Origin of the sequence: Modicisalibacter luteus DSM 23508 (genome assembly GCF_000378505.1) — a bacterium.
Lineage (GTDB): Bacteria > Pseudomonadota > Gammaproteobacteria > Pseudomonadales > Halomonadaceae > Modicisalibacter > Modicisalibacter luteus.
In genome coordinates this window covers 1-15,680 of the sequence record NZ_KB899994.1, presented here as the reverse complement: position 1 = coordinate 15,680, position 15,680 = coordinate 1, and the positions used below count along the sequence as shown (strand labels likewise).

Here is a 15,680-nt window from a genome sequence, read left to right as displayed (position 1 = left end):
ACGTCACATCAGGTAGGGGAACCTTAAATGTATGATATTCAGCTCAAACGCATCTATGCCGACATCTCACCCGACGATGGCGCCCGGGTTCTCGTCGACCGGCTCTGGCCACGCGGCAAGCGGCGTGAAACGCTCCAATTGACCGACTGGTATCGTGATGCCTCGCCGTCTCCCCCTTTGCGCCGGCAGTGGCACCAGAAAGAAATTACCGATCGTGACTTCTTTCTTCGCTACTGTCGCGAACTCGATCGTAATCGGAACTCACTCGTACCGCTGTTACGGTGGTGTCGCCAAGGTAGGTTGACCTTGCTGAGTGCGTCTCGCGACCTCGAGCGTTCGCACCTTCCCGTGTTACGCGAGATGCTTCTGGAAGCATTAGCCGAGGAGGATGACGAAGCGGATGGCCGCGTCTTTGCATCTTCCCCCTGTTTTGCCAGGCAATTCGCCAGCGGCAACCATCCATGAGTCGCTGAACACGACGTCCGTACCACGATGGAAAGCATCGTCTTGTAGCATACAAAAAAGACGGCTTTCTCTCCGAGAAAGCCGTCTTCGTCAATCGGCCTAGGCCGTATATTATTTAAGCCGTTCGAAGACTGTTGCGACACCCTGCCCCATGCCAATACACATGGTGGCCAAACCCAGCGTCGAGTCCTGTTGCTGCATCACGTTGAGCAGCGTGGTGCAGATACGCGCACCTGAACAGCCCAACGGGTGACCCAGGGCAATGGCGCCACCATTGAGATTGACCGCCTCGTCCATACGGTCATGCAGTTTCAGGTCCTTCAGCACGGCCAGTGCCTGTGCCGCAAACGCTTCGTTGAGCTCGACCGTCTGGATGTCCTCAATGGAGAGACCCGCAGCCTTGAGCGCCTTCTTGGTTGCCGGAACCGGCCCGTAACCCATGATCGATGCATCGCAACCCGCCACACCGGTAGACACGACACGCGCGATCGGTGTCAGCCCCAACGCCTTGGCGCGTTCATAACTCATCACTGCCATGGCCGAGGCGCCCACGGACAGCGCCGATGAGGTACCCGCAGAAACCGTGCCTCCCTTGGGATCGAAAACCGGCTTCAGCTTGGCCATTTCTTCCAGACTGGCATCGATTCGCACGACTTCATCATGCGAAATCAGCCGCCGCAAGCCTTCGGTGTCATGTCCCTCCACACCGACAATCTCGTTATCGAAGTAGCCTTTTTCGTTGGCAGCCAGCGCCCGCTGATGAGAGCGCACCCCGAATTTATCCTGTTCCTCACGGGTAATGCCGTGCATCTTGCCCAGTAATTCGGCGGTCAGCCCCATCATCATGGCAGCCTTGGCGGCATGCTTGCTGACCGTAGGATTGACATCGACACCATGCGTCATCGGCACATGCTCCATGTGCTCGACACCGCCGATTACATAAAAATCCCCCATCCCGGCCTTGATGTTGGCAGCAGCAATGTGCAGTGCACTCATCGATGAACCGCACAGGCGATTGACTGTCTGTGCCGGCACACTGCGCGGGATGCCGGTCATGATCGCCGCATTGCGGGCAATGTTCATGGCTTGCTCGAGGGTCTGGTTGACACAGCCCCAGATCACGTCATCCACCTCGGCAGGATCCAGCGACGTATTGCGGTCGAACAGCGCCTGCATGACTGCGGCAGACAGGTTTTCCGCGCGCACGTTGCGGAAGGCCCCGTTCTTTGCCTTGGCCATGGCGGTGCGAACCCCGTCGACCACCACGATATCTCTCGGACTCAGACTCATTCTTTCTCTCCCAATAGGCGCGGTGGCTCAGGCCTGATTTTGTGCAGTCTGGCTATCATTGGCATAGAAGCGCTCCTGGCGGCTTGCCATCTCGCGCAGCTTGTCGGTCGGCGCATAGAGCGGCCCCAGTTCCCCGGCCAGGCTGTCTGCAAGACTGACGAAGCCCCCCACTCCCATGGCGTCGATGTAGCGCAACGCGCCACCACGGAACGGAGGGAAACCGATGCCATAGATCAGTGCCATGTCGGCTTCGGCTGGCGTCCCTACGATGCCATCCTCGAGACAACGCACGGTTTCCATGCACAGCGGAACCATCATGCGGGCGATGATGTCGTCGTCGCTGAACTCGCGGCTGCCTGTCGCCACCTGCTTTACCAAGGCGTGAGCCTGCTCGTCCGATACCTTTTTCGGCTTGCCTTTCTTGTCTTCTTCATAACGATAGAAGCCCTTGCCGTTCTTCTGGCCGAGGCGCTCGTCTTCGTACATCGCATCGATGGCTGACTTGCCTTCCCGTGCCATGCGAGCCGGGAAGCCTTCGGCCATCACTGCCTGGGCATGTACCGCCGTGTCCATGCCGACAACATCCAGCAGGTAGGCCGGGCCCATCGGCCAGCCGAACTTTTCCATGACCTTGTCCACGCGCTCGAAATCGGCACCCTGCTCGACGAGGAAGCTGAAGCCACCGAAATAGGGGAACAGTACGCGGTTGACCAAAAAGCCCGGGCAATCGTTGACTACGATCGGCGTCTTGCCCATTTTGCGTGCATAGGCCACCGTTGCGGCAATCGCCGCATCACTGCTCTTCTCGCCGCGGATTACCTCGACCAGCGGCATGCGATGCACCGGATTGAAGAAGTGCATGCCACAGAAGTTTTCGGGCCGCTTGAGGTTCTGGGCCAGCCGATTGATGGAAATGGTCGAGGTGTTCGACGTCAGAATGGTGTTTTCTCCAACCGCTCCCTCTACCTCGGTAAGCACCGCACCCTTGACCTTGGGGTTTTCCACCACGGCTTCGACGATCAGATCGACCTCGCCAAAGTCTCCATAGGACAGAGTCGGCCGAATGTTGGAAAGTGCCTCGGCCATCTTCCCGGTAGTCAGTTTGCCACGCTCGACCTGCTTGGCCAGCAGCTTGCGCGCTTCCTTCAAGCCGAGTTGGAGCGCGTCTTCGCGGATATCCTTCATCAGGATCGGCGTGCCCTTGTATGCGCTCTGATAGGCGATACCCCCGCCCATGATCCCAGCACCAAGCACGGCGGTCTTGTTGACCGGCGCTGACTGCTTCTCGTACTTGCTGCCCTTCTTCTTGACGAGTTGATCGCTGAGGAACAGCCCGACCAGGTTGTAGCAGACATCGGTCAGCGCCAGCTTGGCAAAGGCCTTGGCTTCGATCGCCTGAGCACGCTCACGAGACTCGCCGGCCCCTTTCTGAATGACTTTGATGGCCTCGACAGGTGCCGGATAATGCGGCCCCGCCTTGCCGGCCACGTAGCCTTTGGCAGTCTCGAAGGCCATCATCTGCTCGATAGCGTTGAGCTTGAGCGGCGATTTTTTCTCTTCGCGACGCGCGCGCCAGTCAAGCTCTCCGGCATTAGCGCGCGCCAAAATGTCCAGCGCAGCCGCCTCGAGGCGATCAACGGGCACGACGGCATCCGCAACACCTAGCTTAAGGGCCACGTCTGCCTTGTTCTGGCTACCGGCGGCAATCCATTCGACAGCATTGTCGGCACCGGCGATACGCGGCAGACGTACGCAACCACCCCACCCTGGCAGAATACCCAACTTGGTTTCCGGCAAGCCAATCTCGGCGGTCTCCGCCATGACCCGAAAATCCGTGGTCAACGCCACTTCACAGCCACCGCCGAGTGCCAGTCCGTTGAGTGCAGTAACGGTGGGGAAAGGCAAGTCCTCAATGGTATTGAATAGCGTATGCACCTCTTGGCACATATCCATCAGGAAGCGCTCGCCACGAGCGAACATTTCATGAAACTCGGTAATATCCGCACCAACGATGAACACCGACTTGGCGCTGGAGATAACCAGCCCTTGAAGGTCACGCTCGGCCTGGATGGCCTTGACCGCGTCCTGAAGTTCCTTGATTACGGTACTGGAGAGCTTGTTGATCGACTCGTCTTTCAAGTCGAAGGTCAGAATGGCGATGTCACCGTCATTCCTCGCCACGGACAGGGCATTGCCTTGATAGATCATCGACGGATCTCCATGGGGTTAGGCAGGGTAGGTATTCATACAAGCGTTTGAATGCGTACTAGCTTGATCCAGCTCGGGCCTTCCGTCAAGCCTAGGCACCCGCATCAGAATAGCGGGATCTGGCGAACGACAACGAACCGTTTGCCGGCCCATGGATAGGAAAGGAGTATTTTGCTGTCAAACGAAAGAACAGTGATGCCGGACTTGCATTGACGTCGCAAGGTTCACACAATTTACCCAATAGCTACCAAACGATAAGCCAATGCCTGAAAATATCGGATTCAAGATTGCCCGTCTGCCACGTCTCTGGCGTGCCATTCTCGATGAACGCCTGGCGCCTCTGGAGTTGACCCAGACTCGCTGGGTGACACTCTATCACTTGTGGAGGTTGGGTGACGGCCAGCCACAATGCGACCTGGCCCGGGCCATCGGTGTCGAGGCGCCATCACTGGTGCGCACGCTCGATCAGCTGACCGAGCAGGGTCTGATCGAGCGTCGCCAGTGCCAGGATGACCGGCGCACCAAACGCATCTTCCTGACCAAGGAAGCCACCCCGCTGATGGAGCGTATCGACGTGATTGTCGCCGAGGCCCGTGCTGAGATGCTTGAAGGTATCAGCGAGGCAGAACTCGATACGTTCGACGACATACTGACGCGCATCGAGCAGAACGGTATTCGCCTTCAGTCAAGAATCCCGGAGCAAGAGAGCGAACCGGGTTAACCCTGCCGGCAACTTACGGCAGGCGGCCGGACAATCCTTTCTCGGCATGGGGCGAGGCCAGCCTATCGCGCACCTCTCCCATTGCCTTGTCGCACGCTTCGAAGGCCTCCAAGCTCAGCGATTCCCTCCACCACAGTGTCAAGGCGCCACGTTCCGACTCCAGTACCAGCGCATCCTCGGGCAGTCTGGCCACGAGCCTGGCAAGCTCCATTGCGGTATCTTGTGATAGTGGCCTCAACGGCTCTATCCGCCACCGCCACTCAGTGTCGAACGGCTTCAATGCCGTACTGGCGTATGCCGCGCGCACCAGAACGAATAATGGCCCCGGGTGTGCCTGAGGATAACGCCAGCGATAGCTGACGAGCCCGCCTGGCGGGTCATGTAGAGGTGGCTTGGCAATTTTTACGCTGATACCGGCCTGCCGGGCATGCTGACGCAGCATGCCCAGGCGTTGGTCGCGTCGCGACGGCCGTAACATCAATACAGGAGATAGGATTGCCAGCATCGCCAGCACGGTGACCAGCCAAAAAGTCATGCGCAGAATATTCCAAAGCGTTGATACGTGTCGTTGTGCCGTACAGTTACACAACCTAAAGTGAAGTCATCCAAGCTGCTGAAGGGAGAGGCTTTATCATGAGTAACGAATATCGTCACGTGCTGGTCGCCGTGGACCTGACGAAGGATTCTCACAAGGTTCTGGAGCGAGCCATTCCCATCGCACGCCGCAATAATGCAAAACTGTCGATCATCCATACGCTAGAGCCTTTGGGCTTTGCCTATGGCGGTGACATCCCAATGGACCTGACCAGCATTCAGGACCAGCTCGACGAGCATGCCAAGGAGCGCCTGGCCGATATCGCCGACCCACATGACATTGCCCGAGAAGATCAGCATGTTGTCGTGGGAATGCCGGATACCGAAATCCACCGATTCTCGAAGGAGCACAACGTCGATCTGATTGTTGTCGGCTCACACGGGCGTCACGGCTTTGCCCTCTTACTCGGTTCGACCTCAACCGGCGTGCTGCATGGAGCTCAGTGCGATGTTCTGGCCGTGCGTGTCGGCAACGACGACGAAGCCGCTGAGTAATCGTACTTTCTTCCCGGGCCGATCAGGCCCGGGGACTTACCGTTATCGCCGATTCAGGGCGTCTCTCCATTGGCCATGGCTTCCAGCTCCATCCAACGCTCCATGGCAGCATCCAGTTCACTCTGCTTCTCGGTCATCGCCGCCAGCGTGTCTGTCACCTCGGCATTGTCCTGCTGATAGAAATCAGGCTGGCTGACGCGCGCCTCGAAGGCTGCGATTTCTGCCTCAAGCGCTTCAATGGTTGCCGGCAGCGCATCGAGTTCACGCTGCAACTTGTAGGAAAGTTTTACTTTCTTGTTTGTAGACTCGCTCGCCGCCGGGGATAGTTCATCAGGCTTGCTACCGGTCTTGGCCCCGTCCTTCTTGGCCTGTTTGGACACCTGACTGGCATCGAAATCCCAAGGCGCTGGAGGAAGTTTGCCCCCCTGGCGCACCCAGTCACTATATCCACCGACATATTCACGCACGCGTCCTTCGCCTTCGAAGGCCAGTACTCCGGTCACGACATTGTCCATGAACTCCCTGTCATGGGAGACCAGTAGCAGTGTACCGTCGAAATCCAGCAGCAGCTCTTCAAGCAGTTCCAGGGTTTCCACGTCCAAGTCGTTGGTCGGCTCGTCGAGCACCAACACGTTAGCCGGCTGGGTGAATAGCTTGGCTAGCAACAGGCGATTGGACTCTCCACCGGAAAGCGCCTTGACCGGTTGGCGGGCACGCTCGGGAGTAAACAGGAAGTCCTGAAGATAGCTTATGACATGTTTGTTCTTGCCACCCACCGTTACCCGATCACTGCCTTGAGCAACATTGTCGTATACGCTCTTTTCCGGTTCCAACCCGGCACGTAGCTGGTCGAAGTACGCCACTTTGACGTTGGTTCCCATACGGACACTGCCCTCGGTCGGGGTCAGCTCCCCGAGCAGAATCTTGAGCAGGGTCGTCTTTCCAGCACCGTTGCGCCCGATCAGACCGACACGATCGCCACGCTGGATTTCCAGATCCAGATCACGTATCACCCAATCGTCGCCAAAGCGCTGGCTGACGTTGCTCAGCTCGACCACACGCTTACCGCTGCGCTCGCCGCTATCGACACTGATCGAAGCTCGCCCTTGGCGTTCGCGCCGCTCGGCACGCTCACGACGCAACTGCTGCAAGGCACGTACGCGGCCTTCGTTACGGGTCCTCCGGGCCTTGATGCCTTGACGGATCCAAGCCTCTTCCTGGGCCAGCTTCTTGTCGAACTCGGCATTTTCGCGGGCCTCAACCTCGAGCTCATGCGCTTTCTGTTCCTGGTACATGGCATAGTTACCGGGGTAACGCCCCAACCGTCCGCGATCCAGTTCTAGAATTCCCGTGGCCAGACGAGCCAGGAAAGCACGGTCGTGGGTAATGAACAGCACGGCACCCGGGAAGGCGGCCAGTTGCTCTTCGAGCCAGGCGATCGTGTCCAGGTCCAGGTGGTTAGTCGGCTCATCGAGAAGCAGCAGGTCGGGTTCGGATACCAAGGCCCGGGCCAGTGCCACGCGGCGGCGCCAGCCACCGGAAAGATCGCTCATCAACCGGTCTGCAGGCAGGCCGAGACGGGTCAGGACAGTGTCAATGCGCTGATGGAAGGACCAGCCATCAATGGATTCCAACTGAGTCTGCAACTGGGCCAGCCGATTCATATCGGGCTCAGCAGCCTGGACCAAATGATGGTATTCGGCCAGCAATGCTCCGGCCTGTGGCAGCCCTTCGGCCACCACGTCGAAAATGGTTGCACCACTGGCCGCAGGCAAGTCCTGTTCCAGCACACCGATACGTAGCCCTGGTGCCCGCCAGATCATTCCCCCGTCAGGGAGATTTTCTCCGGAGACCAGCTTGAGCAGCGTCGATTTGCCGGTACCATTGCGGCCCACCAACGCCAGTCGTTCACCTTTCTCGAGCACCAGGTCGGCGCCATCGAGCAGGACTTGCGGGCCATAAGCCAGTTGCAACTGTTCCAGACGTAGCAGCGTCACGCACCAACCTCATTGACGATATTCGATGGCGCCTAGTGTAACTCACCACCCGGCTGGGGTCCTGTGGTCTCTCGCGTTACAATGACCGTCCAAACAAGCGAGGAGCGACCCTTGGCTGCAAGTAGCGACAACTTCGATGACTTTCTTCCCGAGGCCCTGCGTTTTACCGCCCCCACCGAGCTGGTGGATATTGGCGCAAACCTGACGCATGAAAGCTTTTCGCGCGATCTTGAAGCCGTCCTGCAACGCGCCAACGCGGCCAACGTCACTACGCTGATCCTTACCGGTACCGATCTGGAACATGCTGAGCAGGCAGCAGCGCTTTGCCGACGCTTTCCGGGCCTGTACGCGACCGCAGGCCTGCATCCGCACGATGCCAGCCACTGGTCGAGTTCGCTTGAGACTGCCATGCGAGATCTGCACCGTCAGCCCGAGGTGGTTGCCGTGGGTGAGTGTGGACTCGACTTCAATCGAAACTTCTCCTCACCCACCGATCAGGAACGGGCCTTCGAGGCGCAGCTGGGCCTAGCTGTCGAGTCGGGGCTCCCTCTGTTTCTCCATGAGCGCGACGCCGGTCGACGTATGCTGGAGATCCTGCGCAGCTGGCGGGACGACATTTCCCATGCCGTGGTGCACTGCTTCACAGGTGAGCGCGACACACTCCATGGATACCTCGATCTCGATTTGCATATCGGCCTGACTGGCTGGTTGTGCGACGAGCGTCGCGGCTATCACCTGCGTGAGTTTTTGAACGACATACCGCTGAACCGGTTGATGGTAGAGACAGACTGTCCTTATCTGCTGCCCCGCAACTTGCCAGCCAAACTCAAGGGACGGCGCAATGAACCGGCACTACTGCCTTGGATCGTCCAGGAGATCGCGCATTGGCGAGACACGGACCAAGCCGAGGTGGCTCACGCGACAGCAGAGACCGCTCGTCGCTTTTTCCGTCTGGAGGAAACCTAATGGCCGACTATCCCGGATTCATCGCCGTGGAAACCGGCGAAGACGATGCCCTGCCACTCGCTATCGCCTGGGCCTTGCCCGACGGCCAGATCAAGCACACCCTGATTCAGCCCGACGATGAGTGGCTCAGCGATGAATTGCTTCAACTAGGGGACTATAGCCTCGAGGAATTGCGGACTTTTGGGGTCAGTCCGCTCGACGTGTTGCGTGAACTTGAAGGCGACCACTATAGCGCTACGCTTTACACAGCCGGGGTCAGTGACGACGAGGCCGCACTGTCGCGTATCTTCGATGACTTCGGCGTGGATCCCTTCGTCGAGCTTGCACCCGCCGAAAGTTTATATCCCGACATAACCCCTGGCGAATGGGCCCGAGCACGTAATGATCTGTTTGGCGAACTGGGGCTGGAGCCGTTACGCCCCGAGCACGAAGTCCAGGTCATGCTCTACCTTCATCAGCGGCTATGCGATGCCACCTGACACCACGCTTATCTTCTGCCCCGAGGCTTGTCCCTGGGGTTTGAAGGATCCTGAGGCAGTTCGGTTCCGTGTCGCTGAGCATGTCGGCGCCCCATGAACGCCATGAAGCCGCCTACGGCGACGGTCAACATAAAAGCCATGTTGGCGCTGTTGGACAAAAACACACCGATGACACCGACAACGGCCAGCGCCAGTCCGGCATAGCGGCTCTTGGAAAAGAAGGTAACTACACCGACGGCCACGGCCACCAAGGCAACCCCGACTTCCCACCAGCCCAAGCCAACCACGGTCTGCTCGGTTGGATTTTCCACGGCCCCGATACCGGTACCTAGATACAACGAAATACCGGACGCGATCAAAGCCCATAGCGCTGCCAGGATGGCGAAGATGGCACCAATGCGATGCAACATGGTCGGCCTCCTTGTCTTTTCTCTCCCGTTGCTCCTCACTCTAGTGCATTAAGCGCCGGTCTTCGGCACAACGCCAGGTCTACTAGTGTCAGCTACCCGTGTATGTGTGCGCTCGGTCAGTGCCTCATTACCCATCGCGACAGCCGTTTTCAGGCTGGCATCATGACGATAGTAAGCCGCCAGTGCTGTACGGAAAGCACCAGCACGCGCCGGTAATCCCTCACCTTCATAGCGCAGCGCCCGCGCTTCTACACGATGCCGAAAGGCATTCCGGTCAACCTCGGTATCGCCCAGGTTGTCGACGCTGACATGGAATGCCCGGCCACAGGCTTGCGAAAACAACATTTCCAGCGCCTGAGGTGCCACTTCGGCTGACTCGAAGGCTGCCTGTTGCTCGGTATCGCGACCGTCGGGCAGATACCAGTAACCATAATCTTCAAGACCGCGACGGCGCGCCCCGGCAATGCACCAATGGCTGATTTCATGCAATGCACTGGAAAAATTTCCGCGCGCAAAAATGACTCGATGGTAAGAACAAAATTCATCAGCCGGCACGTAGAGGGGCTCGTCTCCCCCAAGCTTTAGCCGAGTATTGTAAGTGTCTGCGAATAGGCCATCGAACAGAGCGATGACATCGTCAAGAAGGTAAGTCGTGTTCATGAGGGGAATTATACGGGGCTGCGGCATCGGCGGAAATGACGAGGAGCTGATAGAATCCTGCGCTCTTTCCCTCGTTCGATAAGGAGAATCGACGTGGTCGCCCCTGTCCGTTCGCTGGTCATGCGTAGCCGTCGTGAAACGGCATCGCTCATGGTATTGGCCCTGCCTATTTGCGGGGCCCAGCTAGCCCAGTCGGGGATGGGAGCCACGGATGTGATCATGGCTGGCCGAGCCAGCGCAACCGACCTCGCTGCAGTATCGGTAGGCTCAAGCCTGTGGATGCCTCTGATGCTGTTCATGACCGGCACCTTGATGGGTTTAACCCCCATCGTGGCGCAGCTTCTGGGAGCGCAGCGTACCGAGCGCATCCGCCCTTACCTCCACCAAACGATCTGGCTGGGCCTGGTTCTCGGCGTGCTATCGGCAGGCCTATTGTGGGTTGCCGTCATGCCGATCTTTGCGTTAATGGAGGTTCCTCAGCAGGTCGCCGAGCTTGCGGCAGGCTATCTCGCCGCGGTGGCTTTCGGTATGCCAGGTGTTGCAATTTACCAAGCGTTACGCGCCTTTTCAGACGGAATGAACCATACCCGGCCTTCGCTCTGGATCAGTCTCATTGGGCTTGGTGTCAACATTCCCTGTAACTACCTGCTCATCTATGGCGGGGCCGGCCTGCAAGATCTGCTAGGGCCCGATATTCCCTCTCTTCTTCAATCTTTACCGGCCCTGGGGGCTGTAGGATGCGGTATCGCCACAGCGCTATCGATGTGGGCCATGTGCCTTAGCATGATGATTTATACCCGGGTTAGCCAAGCCTACGACCCCGTGGCGCTATGGGATACGATCAGTTGGCCTCATCGAGCCATGCTCAAGGAATTACTGCATATCGGCTTGCCCATCGGTGTGGCTATTTTTGTCGAAGTGACCTTGTTCACCCTGATTGCTCTATTCATCGCCAGCCTCGGTGAGGTTATCGTGGCAGCGCATCAGGTAGCCCTGAGTATTACATCCATACTTTTCATGCTGCCGCTGTCTCTTGCCATGGCAGTCACCGTGCGTGTAGGGAACACCTTAGGCAGTGGCCACTCTTCACGAGCCGGATTTGTTGCCTGGAATGGCCTATTCGCTTGCCTGCTGATCGCCCTGCTCAATGATCTTTTCCTGTGGTTTGCTGCCGACCCGATCGTCGCGCTATATACCCACAATGCCGAAGTTCAAGCCTTGGCCACCTCACTGATTTACCTGGCGATGTTATATCAGGTCTCGGATGCCCTACAGGTCAACATGGCCGGGGCGTTGCGCGGCTATAAGGACACTCGCATCATCATGGTGATTACACTGATATCCTACTGGCTGGTCGGCCTGGGAGGTGGCCATCTCTTAGGGAAGAGCGGCGTGCCAGGTCTCTTCGAGCCTCTCGGTGTGCATGGCTACTGGATAGGACTGATCGCCGGGCTGACCGTCGCGGCACTTCTGCTAGGATGGCGCTTATGGCATATCAGCAAGGCAGTCGCACGGGGCAAAAGGCAGGTACCGTCGAGCTGATAGTTCGTCTCGGTCAGTATTTGAGCCTGATGGGCGCACTGATGTTGCTTACGGCATGCGACCGTCAGGAAGGTGCTGATGCCATGCTCATCGACTACCAGCAGCGCATCAGTAACGTACTAGACTTCGAAGCTCCAGCCCCTTCTTCGCCACCTAACATTCCACGCTTTCCTGACCGGGAGGAGCGGCTATTCGAAATACCCGAGACACGTCTGGGAATGCTCGATGTCTATGCCCTTCGCGAATGCCGGATTATCTCATTGGTGGCCGAACGTAACAGCCAGCTCGGCAAGGTTGCCGCCGCCAGCCAGCATTGGCTGTATGAACTGGAGCTATGGCGCCGCTTACAGCATTGCTGGAATTCATCCGCTACCCAGCGGCTGGATGCTGAGGATCGCGAACGGCTACTACACCTGCTCCAGTCCAAGACAGAGCAACTACCCAAGGTAAGCTGGAATGCCCTGTTCGATTCGAGCGAATGGGTGAGCAGTTTTTCCCGGGCCAGCGCGCCCATGTCACCTGATGAAATGGCTTCGCTGGGTGACGACCTGGCAGCTCTCGCTTACCTGCGTCATGTGGTGCTCAACCAGTACAATCCGGCCTGGAATCCAGAGTCCGGTCATTTGGAAGCCCACCTTCAGACACTCCAACAGCAGCCGTTGACAGCGCGCCTGCTACGTAGCCTGCTGTTAGTCTCACAACGACTCAATGAGTTGAGCCAAGCCATGGAGACACATCTGGCCGACCGCCCCATCTGCTATCAGGGCCATCCCAACCCACGGGCCGAGACCCTACACAATGTGTTCATCAAGTTCTTCATCGGTGAAGTGCAGGCCTATCTCGCGAACCTTGACCGACAATCACGTACTTGGCTAGGTGCCATCGATTCGCTTCTGGATGCCTACAGCGTTTCGAGACCAAGCGTAACCGCATATCGCCTTTCATGGCTGTCACTGGATACTCCGGCGGCTCCCTGGCAGCAATTTCATGCGGCAACTCAACGACATGTGGAACTATGGCAACGGATATGGCGTAGCTGCGGCATGATGCCAGGTGAGAAAGATCCCGCCGGGGGTTAACTTTCCTTGTCGAGCTGTGCTAATAGTGAGGCGAGGCCCAAGCCGAACTACTGCCGATGAGGAGGGTAACCATGGGTATCCCAATGTCCCCCCGCTCTGCCCAGGTCATTGATCTGGATGCTATGCGCCACCGGCTGAGGGCCAAGCGTCGTCTTGTCAGGTTGGCTCCTGAACTAGATGGTCTCGAGATGCTTTATCACTTGGCTTCCGATCCCGATACGCTATATGGCATGCCTTTGCTGGCATGGGGACTTCGTGAGGATGGGGAAGTCGTAGGACTAGTGCCCTGGATGGAGGCGCTTACCTCCTGCCATGATCTGGACGATCCTGAACACGGCCACTTTGTCGGCTATCGCGACCCGGAAACCGACGATATTTTCTATAGCGCCCCCGAGCATAAAGTATTCGAACTCGAGCATGCCGCAGCTTATTTCGATTATGAGGAAACCAGCGAACCCACATTGCTGCAGCAGCTACCCGAAACGCTTGGTACCCACGCCTTGTGTATGGACAACGACAGTTCTCCCTGGCAGCTCAAGCTGGTTTTTGGCTGGCGCCTGTATAGTAACGGCGACATTGAAGCGCTTCTCGTCGACGAGACCCGCGTTGAATCGACACCGGTCCTTGCCGGAGATGAATGCCTTTATCCCGGTCATAGCCGGCACCAAGTGGTGTACTTCTTTCAGCGCGCCATCGCTAACCGAATCAAGCAGGAAGATCCAACGACTCTAGAAGCCTTGGCCTGCATGGTTGCCAGCGGTAACGATTGAGAGTATTACAACCAATCGGACATTGCTGTGTCACCTTCTCGGCGAACGAGAACAACCGCTTTTGGTAGCAATGTCCTAGCCCAGACGAATAAAGTAAAAATACGTGTCGCCACTTTCTTCCTGGTTGAGCAGTTCATGCCCTAAAAAGTTGCAGAACTTAGGTATGTCTCGTGTCGTCGCAGGGTCAGTGGCAATGACTTTAAGAACATGGCCAGGACTCATGTCCCTGACCTTGTTATGCATCAGCATGATCGGTTCAGGGCAGTAAAGACCCGAGGTATCCAGTTCAGCATCAAATTCGCTAGTGGTTGCCATTGCTTACCTCACTAGGTGGAGCGGATATTATGATAAAAATAATTATTGAACGACGCATCATGCCTGGGCTTGAACAGGAGTACGAGGAGGCAGCACGCGAAGCCGTGCGTTACTCGATGACTGCCTCCGGTTTCATCTCGGGAGAAAGCCTACACGAACATGGCAATACCGAGCACCGGTTATTGATCACGCAGTGGCGAGACCTAGCCTCCTGGAAAGCCTGGCAGCACAGTCAGCAACGCGAGGCCGTCTTGCAAAAGCTATTACCGCTGTTGACGGAAGAAGAGCGAATCACGGCTTACGAGCACCCCTAGTAGCGTTTATTCCAAGAGCCTGACATGGACAGTCACCTCTTCGCGGTCGTGGTAGAGTTGCTTGCATTGCATGTGCGCACGGACATTGGCATTAGCCAGCGTCTTCTCCAGCCTCATCAGGCAGCGTTCCACTTCTTGCCAGCGCTGCTTCATGGGGAGCTTGAGATTGAATACCGCTTCACGACACCAGCGCCGCGCTAGCCAGCGCTCGACCATATCAATCACCCGCATGGGCTTATCGACGATATCACAGACTAGCCAGTCGAGCCGATAAGGCGGTTCCCAGACGAAACCATCTTCGCGCAAGTGCTCTACCTGTCCCGTGGCCATCAATGTCTTGTCCATGGGCCCATTATCGATGGCATAAACGAACATGCCTTTCCGAACAAGCTGATAAGTCCAGCCACCCGGCGCTGCGCCCAGGTCCGCGGCCTGCATCCCGCCATGCAAGCGCTCCGCCCATTCCTCTCGGTCTATGAAGGTATGCCAGGCCTCTTCAAGCTTGAGGGTCGATCGACTCGGCGCCTCTCGCGGAAAACGCAAGCGCTGCACTCCCCCCGACGATTCACTGCGATTGCCAGGAAAGCTCATGGCAATCTGCACTTCATCTCCAGCGCTCCAGAACAGATGAAGGCGACGCCCGCCGGCCTTGCGGCGCAATGCTCCCCGTTTCCGGAGCAATGATTCCAAGGGCTTTTGTAGTGCTTTCGAGAGGCCAGTAAGCGCCTTGCCTTCATTGGTATCCGGCGTTTCCTGCCAGAGAGCTTCGAAGCTCCAGCCACTATCTATGACCTGCTGAATAATGGGGGTTAGCCGGTCATCTCGGGGCAAGGACTCAAGAGGCGGGAACGCCAATAGCGACTGCCGGGCAAACACCAATGCCGCCAAGGGCAGGCTCCTGTGCAGTTCATTCGCTGGTCCCGAACTGAGCTGGACAAAACGCACATAACCGCTGTTCATATTGGCGATGGGATAACCGGCCAAGCCTAACGCGGCCACTTTTTCCACCAGCTCAGCACTCAGGTCTGCTTCGAAACCGGGTCGGCAGTAGAAGATTATTTCGTTTGCTACGGGATGAGTCATGTCTATTGCATCCAAACGAAAAAACCCCAGCCGGCTGGCTGGGGTTTTCGAAAAGATGCCTGACGATGACCTACTCTCGCATGGGGAGGCCCCACACTACCATCGGCGCTGAGCGGTTTCACTGCTGAGTTCGGCATGGGGTCAGGTGGGACCCGCTCGCTATGGTCGTCAGGCGTAACTGTGGCATGCTGCGCGTGGCGCAGCACCCGGAAACGGTGCACTTTACAACGTGATCAAGCTGACTGGCGATACGACTCGCGTATCCGTATGTCGTGGCGACCACTACCCGGGC

17 protein-coding genes and 1 rRNA gene are annotated in these 15,680 nt (G+C 57.6%); 9 read left to right on the top strand and 9 right to left on the bottom strand.

Features of this window, described 5'->3' with window-relative positions; translation table 11 throughout:
• The first annotated feature begins 27 nt into the window (after window positions 1-27).
• Window positions 28-465 (top strand): DUF488 domain-containing protein, encoded by a 438-nt coding sequence (locus F568_RS0109930; RefSeq protein WP_019018571.1) that lies wholly within the window; start codon window positions 28-30, stop codon window positions 463-465.
• 111 nt (window positions 466-576) lie between these two features.
• On the opposite strand, the gene fadA is transcribed toward F568_RS0109930, so the two are convergent.
• Window positions 577-1,755, bottom strand: a complete 1,179-nt coding sequence (gene fadA, locus F568_RS0109925) for an acetyl-CoA C-acyltransferase FadA (protein WP_019018570.1) — start codon at window positions 1,753-1,755, stop codon at window positions 577-579.
• Window positions 1,756-1,782: 27 nt separating this feature from the next.
• Complete coding sequence (fadB, locus tag F568_RS0109920) at window positions 1,783-3,963, bottom strand: fatty acid oxidation complex subunit alpha FadB (RefSeq protein WP_019018569.1); 2,181 nt, start codon at window positions 3,961-3,963, stop codon at window positions 1,783-1,785.
• Window positions 3,964-4,225: 262 nt separating this feature from the next.
• Between fadB and slyA the strand changes: the two genes are divergently transcribed.
• Window positions 4,226-4,684, top strand: a complete 459-nt coding sequence (gene slyA / locus F568_RS0109915; protein ID WP_019018568.1) for a transcriptional regulator SlyA — start codon at window positions 4,226-4,228, stop codon at window positions 4,682-4,684.
• 13 nt (window positions 4,685-4,697) lie between these two features.
• Here slyA and F568_RS22635 read toward each other — a convergent pair whose 3' ends face one another.
• Window positions 4,698-5,219, bottom strand: a complete 522-nt coding sequence (locus tag F568_RS22635; protein WP_019018567.1) for a hypothetical protein — start codon at window positions 5,217-5,219, stop codon at window positions 4,698-4,700.
• Between the two features lie 98 nt (window positions 5,220-5,317).
• On the opposite strand from F568_RS22635, the gene F568_RS0109905 reads away from it, so the two are divergent.
• The gene (locus tag F568_RS0109905; RefSeq protein WP_019018566.1) at window positions 5,318-5,773 is read left to right on the top strand and encodes a universal stress protein; all 456 of its coding nucleotides are present in this window, start codon (window positions 5,318-5,320) and stop codon (window positions 5,771-5,773) included.
• Window positions 5,774-5,826: 53 nt separating this feature from the next.
• Here F568_RS0109905 and F568_RS0109900 read toward each other — a convergent pair whose 3' ends face one another.
• Complete coding sequence (locus F568_RS0109900; protein ID WP_019018565.1) at window positions 5,827-7,770, bottom strand: ATP-binding cassette domain-containing protein; 1,944 nt, start codon at window positions 7,768-7,770, stop codon at window positions 5,827-5,829.
• 81 nt (window positions 7,771-7,851) lie between these two features.
• Between F568_RS0109900 and F568_RS0109895 the strand changes: the two genes are divergently transcribed.
• Complete coding sequence (locus tag F568_RS0109895) at window positions 7,852-8,736, top strand: TatD family hydrolase (RefSeq protein WP_051087953.1); 885 nt, start codon at window positions 7,852-7,854, stop codon at window positions 8,734-8,736.
• Window positions 8,736-9,215, top strand: coding sequence for a hypothetical protein (locus tag F568_RS0109890; protein WP_019018563.1), 480 nt, complete (start codon window positions 8,736-8,738; stop codon window positions 9,213-9,215). The genes F568_RS0109895 and F568_RS0109890 overlap by 1 nt, the downstream gene beginning before the upstream one ends.
• An 8-nt stretch (window positions 9,216-9,223) precedes the next feature.
• Here F568_RS0109890 and F568_RS0109885 read toward each other — a convergent pair whose 3' ends face one another.
• Together F568_RS0109885 and F568_RS0109880 are read right to left on the bottom strand one after the other, a co-directional pair.
• Entirely contained in the window at window positions 9,224-9,625 is a 402-nt protein-coding gene (locus F568_RS0109885; RefSeq protein ID WP_019018562.1) for a hypothetical protein, read from the bottom strand.
• A gap of 48 nt (window positions 9,626-9,673) precedes the next feature.
• A complete protein-coding gene (locus F568_RS0109880; protein WP_051087958.1) occupies window positions 9,674-10,285 on the bottom strand; it encodes an elongation factor P hydroxylase in 612 nt (203 codons plus the stop codon).
• 120 nt (window positions 10,286-10,405) lie between these two features.
• Between F568_RS0109880 and F568_RS0109875 the strand changes: the two genes are divergently transcribed.
• The 3 genes from F568_RS0109875 (at window position 10,406) to F568_RS0109865 (ending at window position 13,676) form a co-directional block, all read left to right on the top strand.
• On the top strand, window positions 10,406-11,827 hold the full coding sequence (locus F568_RS0109875) for an MATE family efflux transporter (RefSeq protein WP_040476176.1): 1,422 nt from the start codon (window positions 10,406-10,408) through the stop codon (window positions 11,825-11,827).
• The gene (locus tag F568_RS0109870) at window positions 11,773-12,906 is read left to right on the top strand and encodes a DUF3080 domain-containing protein (protein WP_019018559.1); all 1,134 of its coding nucleotides are present in this window, start codon (window positions 11,773-11,775) and stop codon (window positions 12,904-12,906) included. The genes F568_RS0109875 and F568_RS0109870 overlap by 55 nt, the downstream gene beginning before the upstream one ends.
• A gap of 71 nt (window positions 12,907-12,977) precedes the next feature.
• Complete coding sequence (locus F568_RS0109865) at window positions 12,978-13,676, top strand: hypothetical protein (RefSeq protein WP_019018558.1); 699 nt, start codon at window positions 12,978-12,980, stop codon at window positions 13,674-13,676.
• Window positions 13,677-13,751: 75 nt separating this feature from the next.
• Here the strand turns inward: F568_RS0109865 and tusA are convergent, their stop codons facing one another.
• Entirely contained in the window at window positions 13,752-13,991 is a 240-nt protein-coding gene (tusA, locus tag F568_RS0109860; protein WP_019018557.1) for a sulfurtransferase TusA, read from the bottom strand.
• A 29-nt stretch (window positions 13,992-14,020) separates the two neighbouring features.
• On the opposite strand from tusA, the gene F568_RS0109855 reads away from it, so the two are divergent.
• Window positions 14,021-14,305: an antibiotic biosynthesis monooxygenase family protein gene (locus tag F568_RS0109855; RefSeq protein ID WP_019018556.1), complete on the top strand. Its 285-nt coding sequence runs from the start codon at window positions 14,021-14,023 to the stop codon at window positions 14,303-14,305.
• 6 nt (window positions 14,306-14,311) lie between these two features.
• On the opposite strand, the gene rlmM is transcribed toward F568_RS0109855, so the two are convergent.
• On the bottom strand, window positions 14,312-15,388 hold the full coding sequence (gene rlmM / locus F568_RS0109850) for a 23S rRNA (cytidine(2498)-2'-O)-methyltransferase RlmM (RefSeq protein WP_019018555.1): 1,077 nt from the start codon (window positions 15,386-15,388) through the stop codon (window positions 14,312-14,314).
• Window positions 15,389-15,445: 57 nt separating this feature from the next.
• Window positions 15,446-15,561 (bottom strand): 5S ribosomal RNA (gene rrf / locus F568_RS0109845).
• Window positions 15,562-15,680 lie beyond the last annotated feature (119 nt).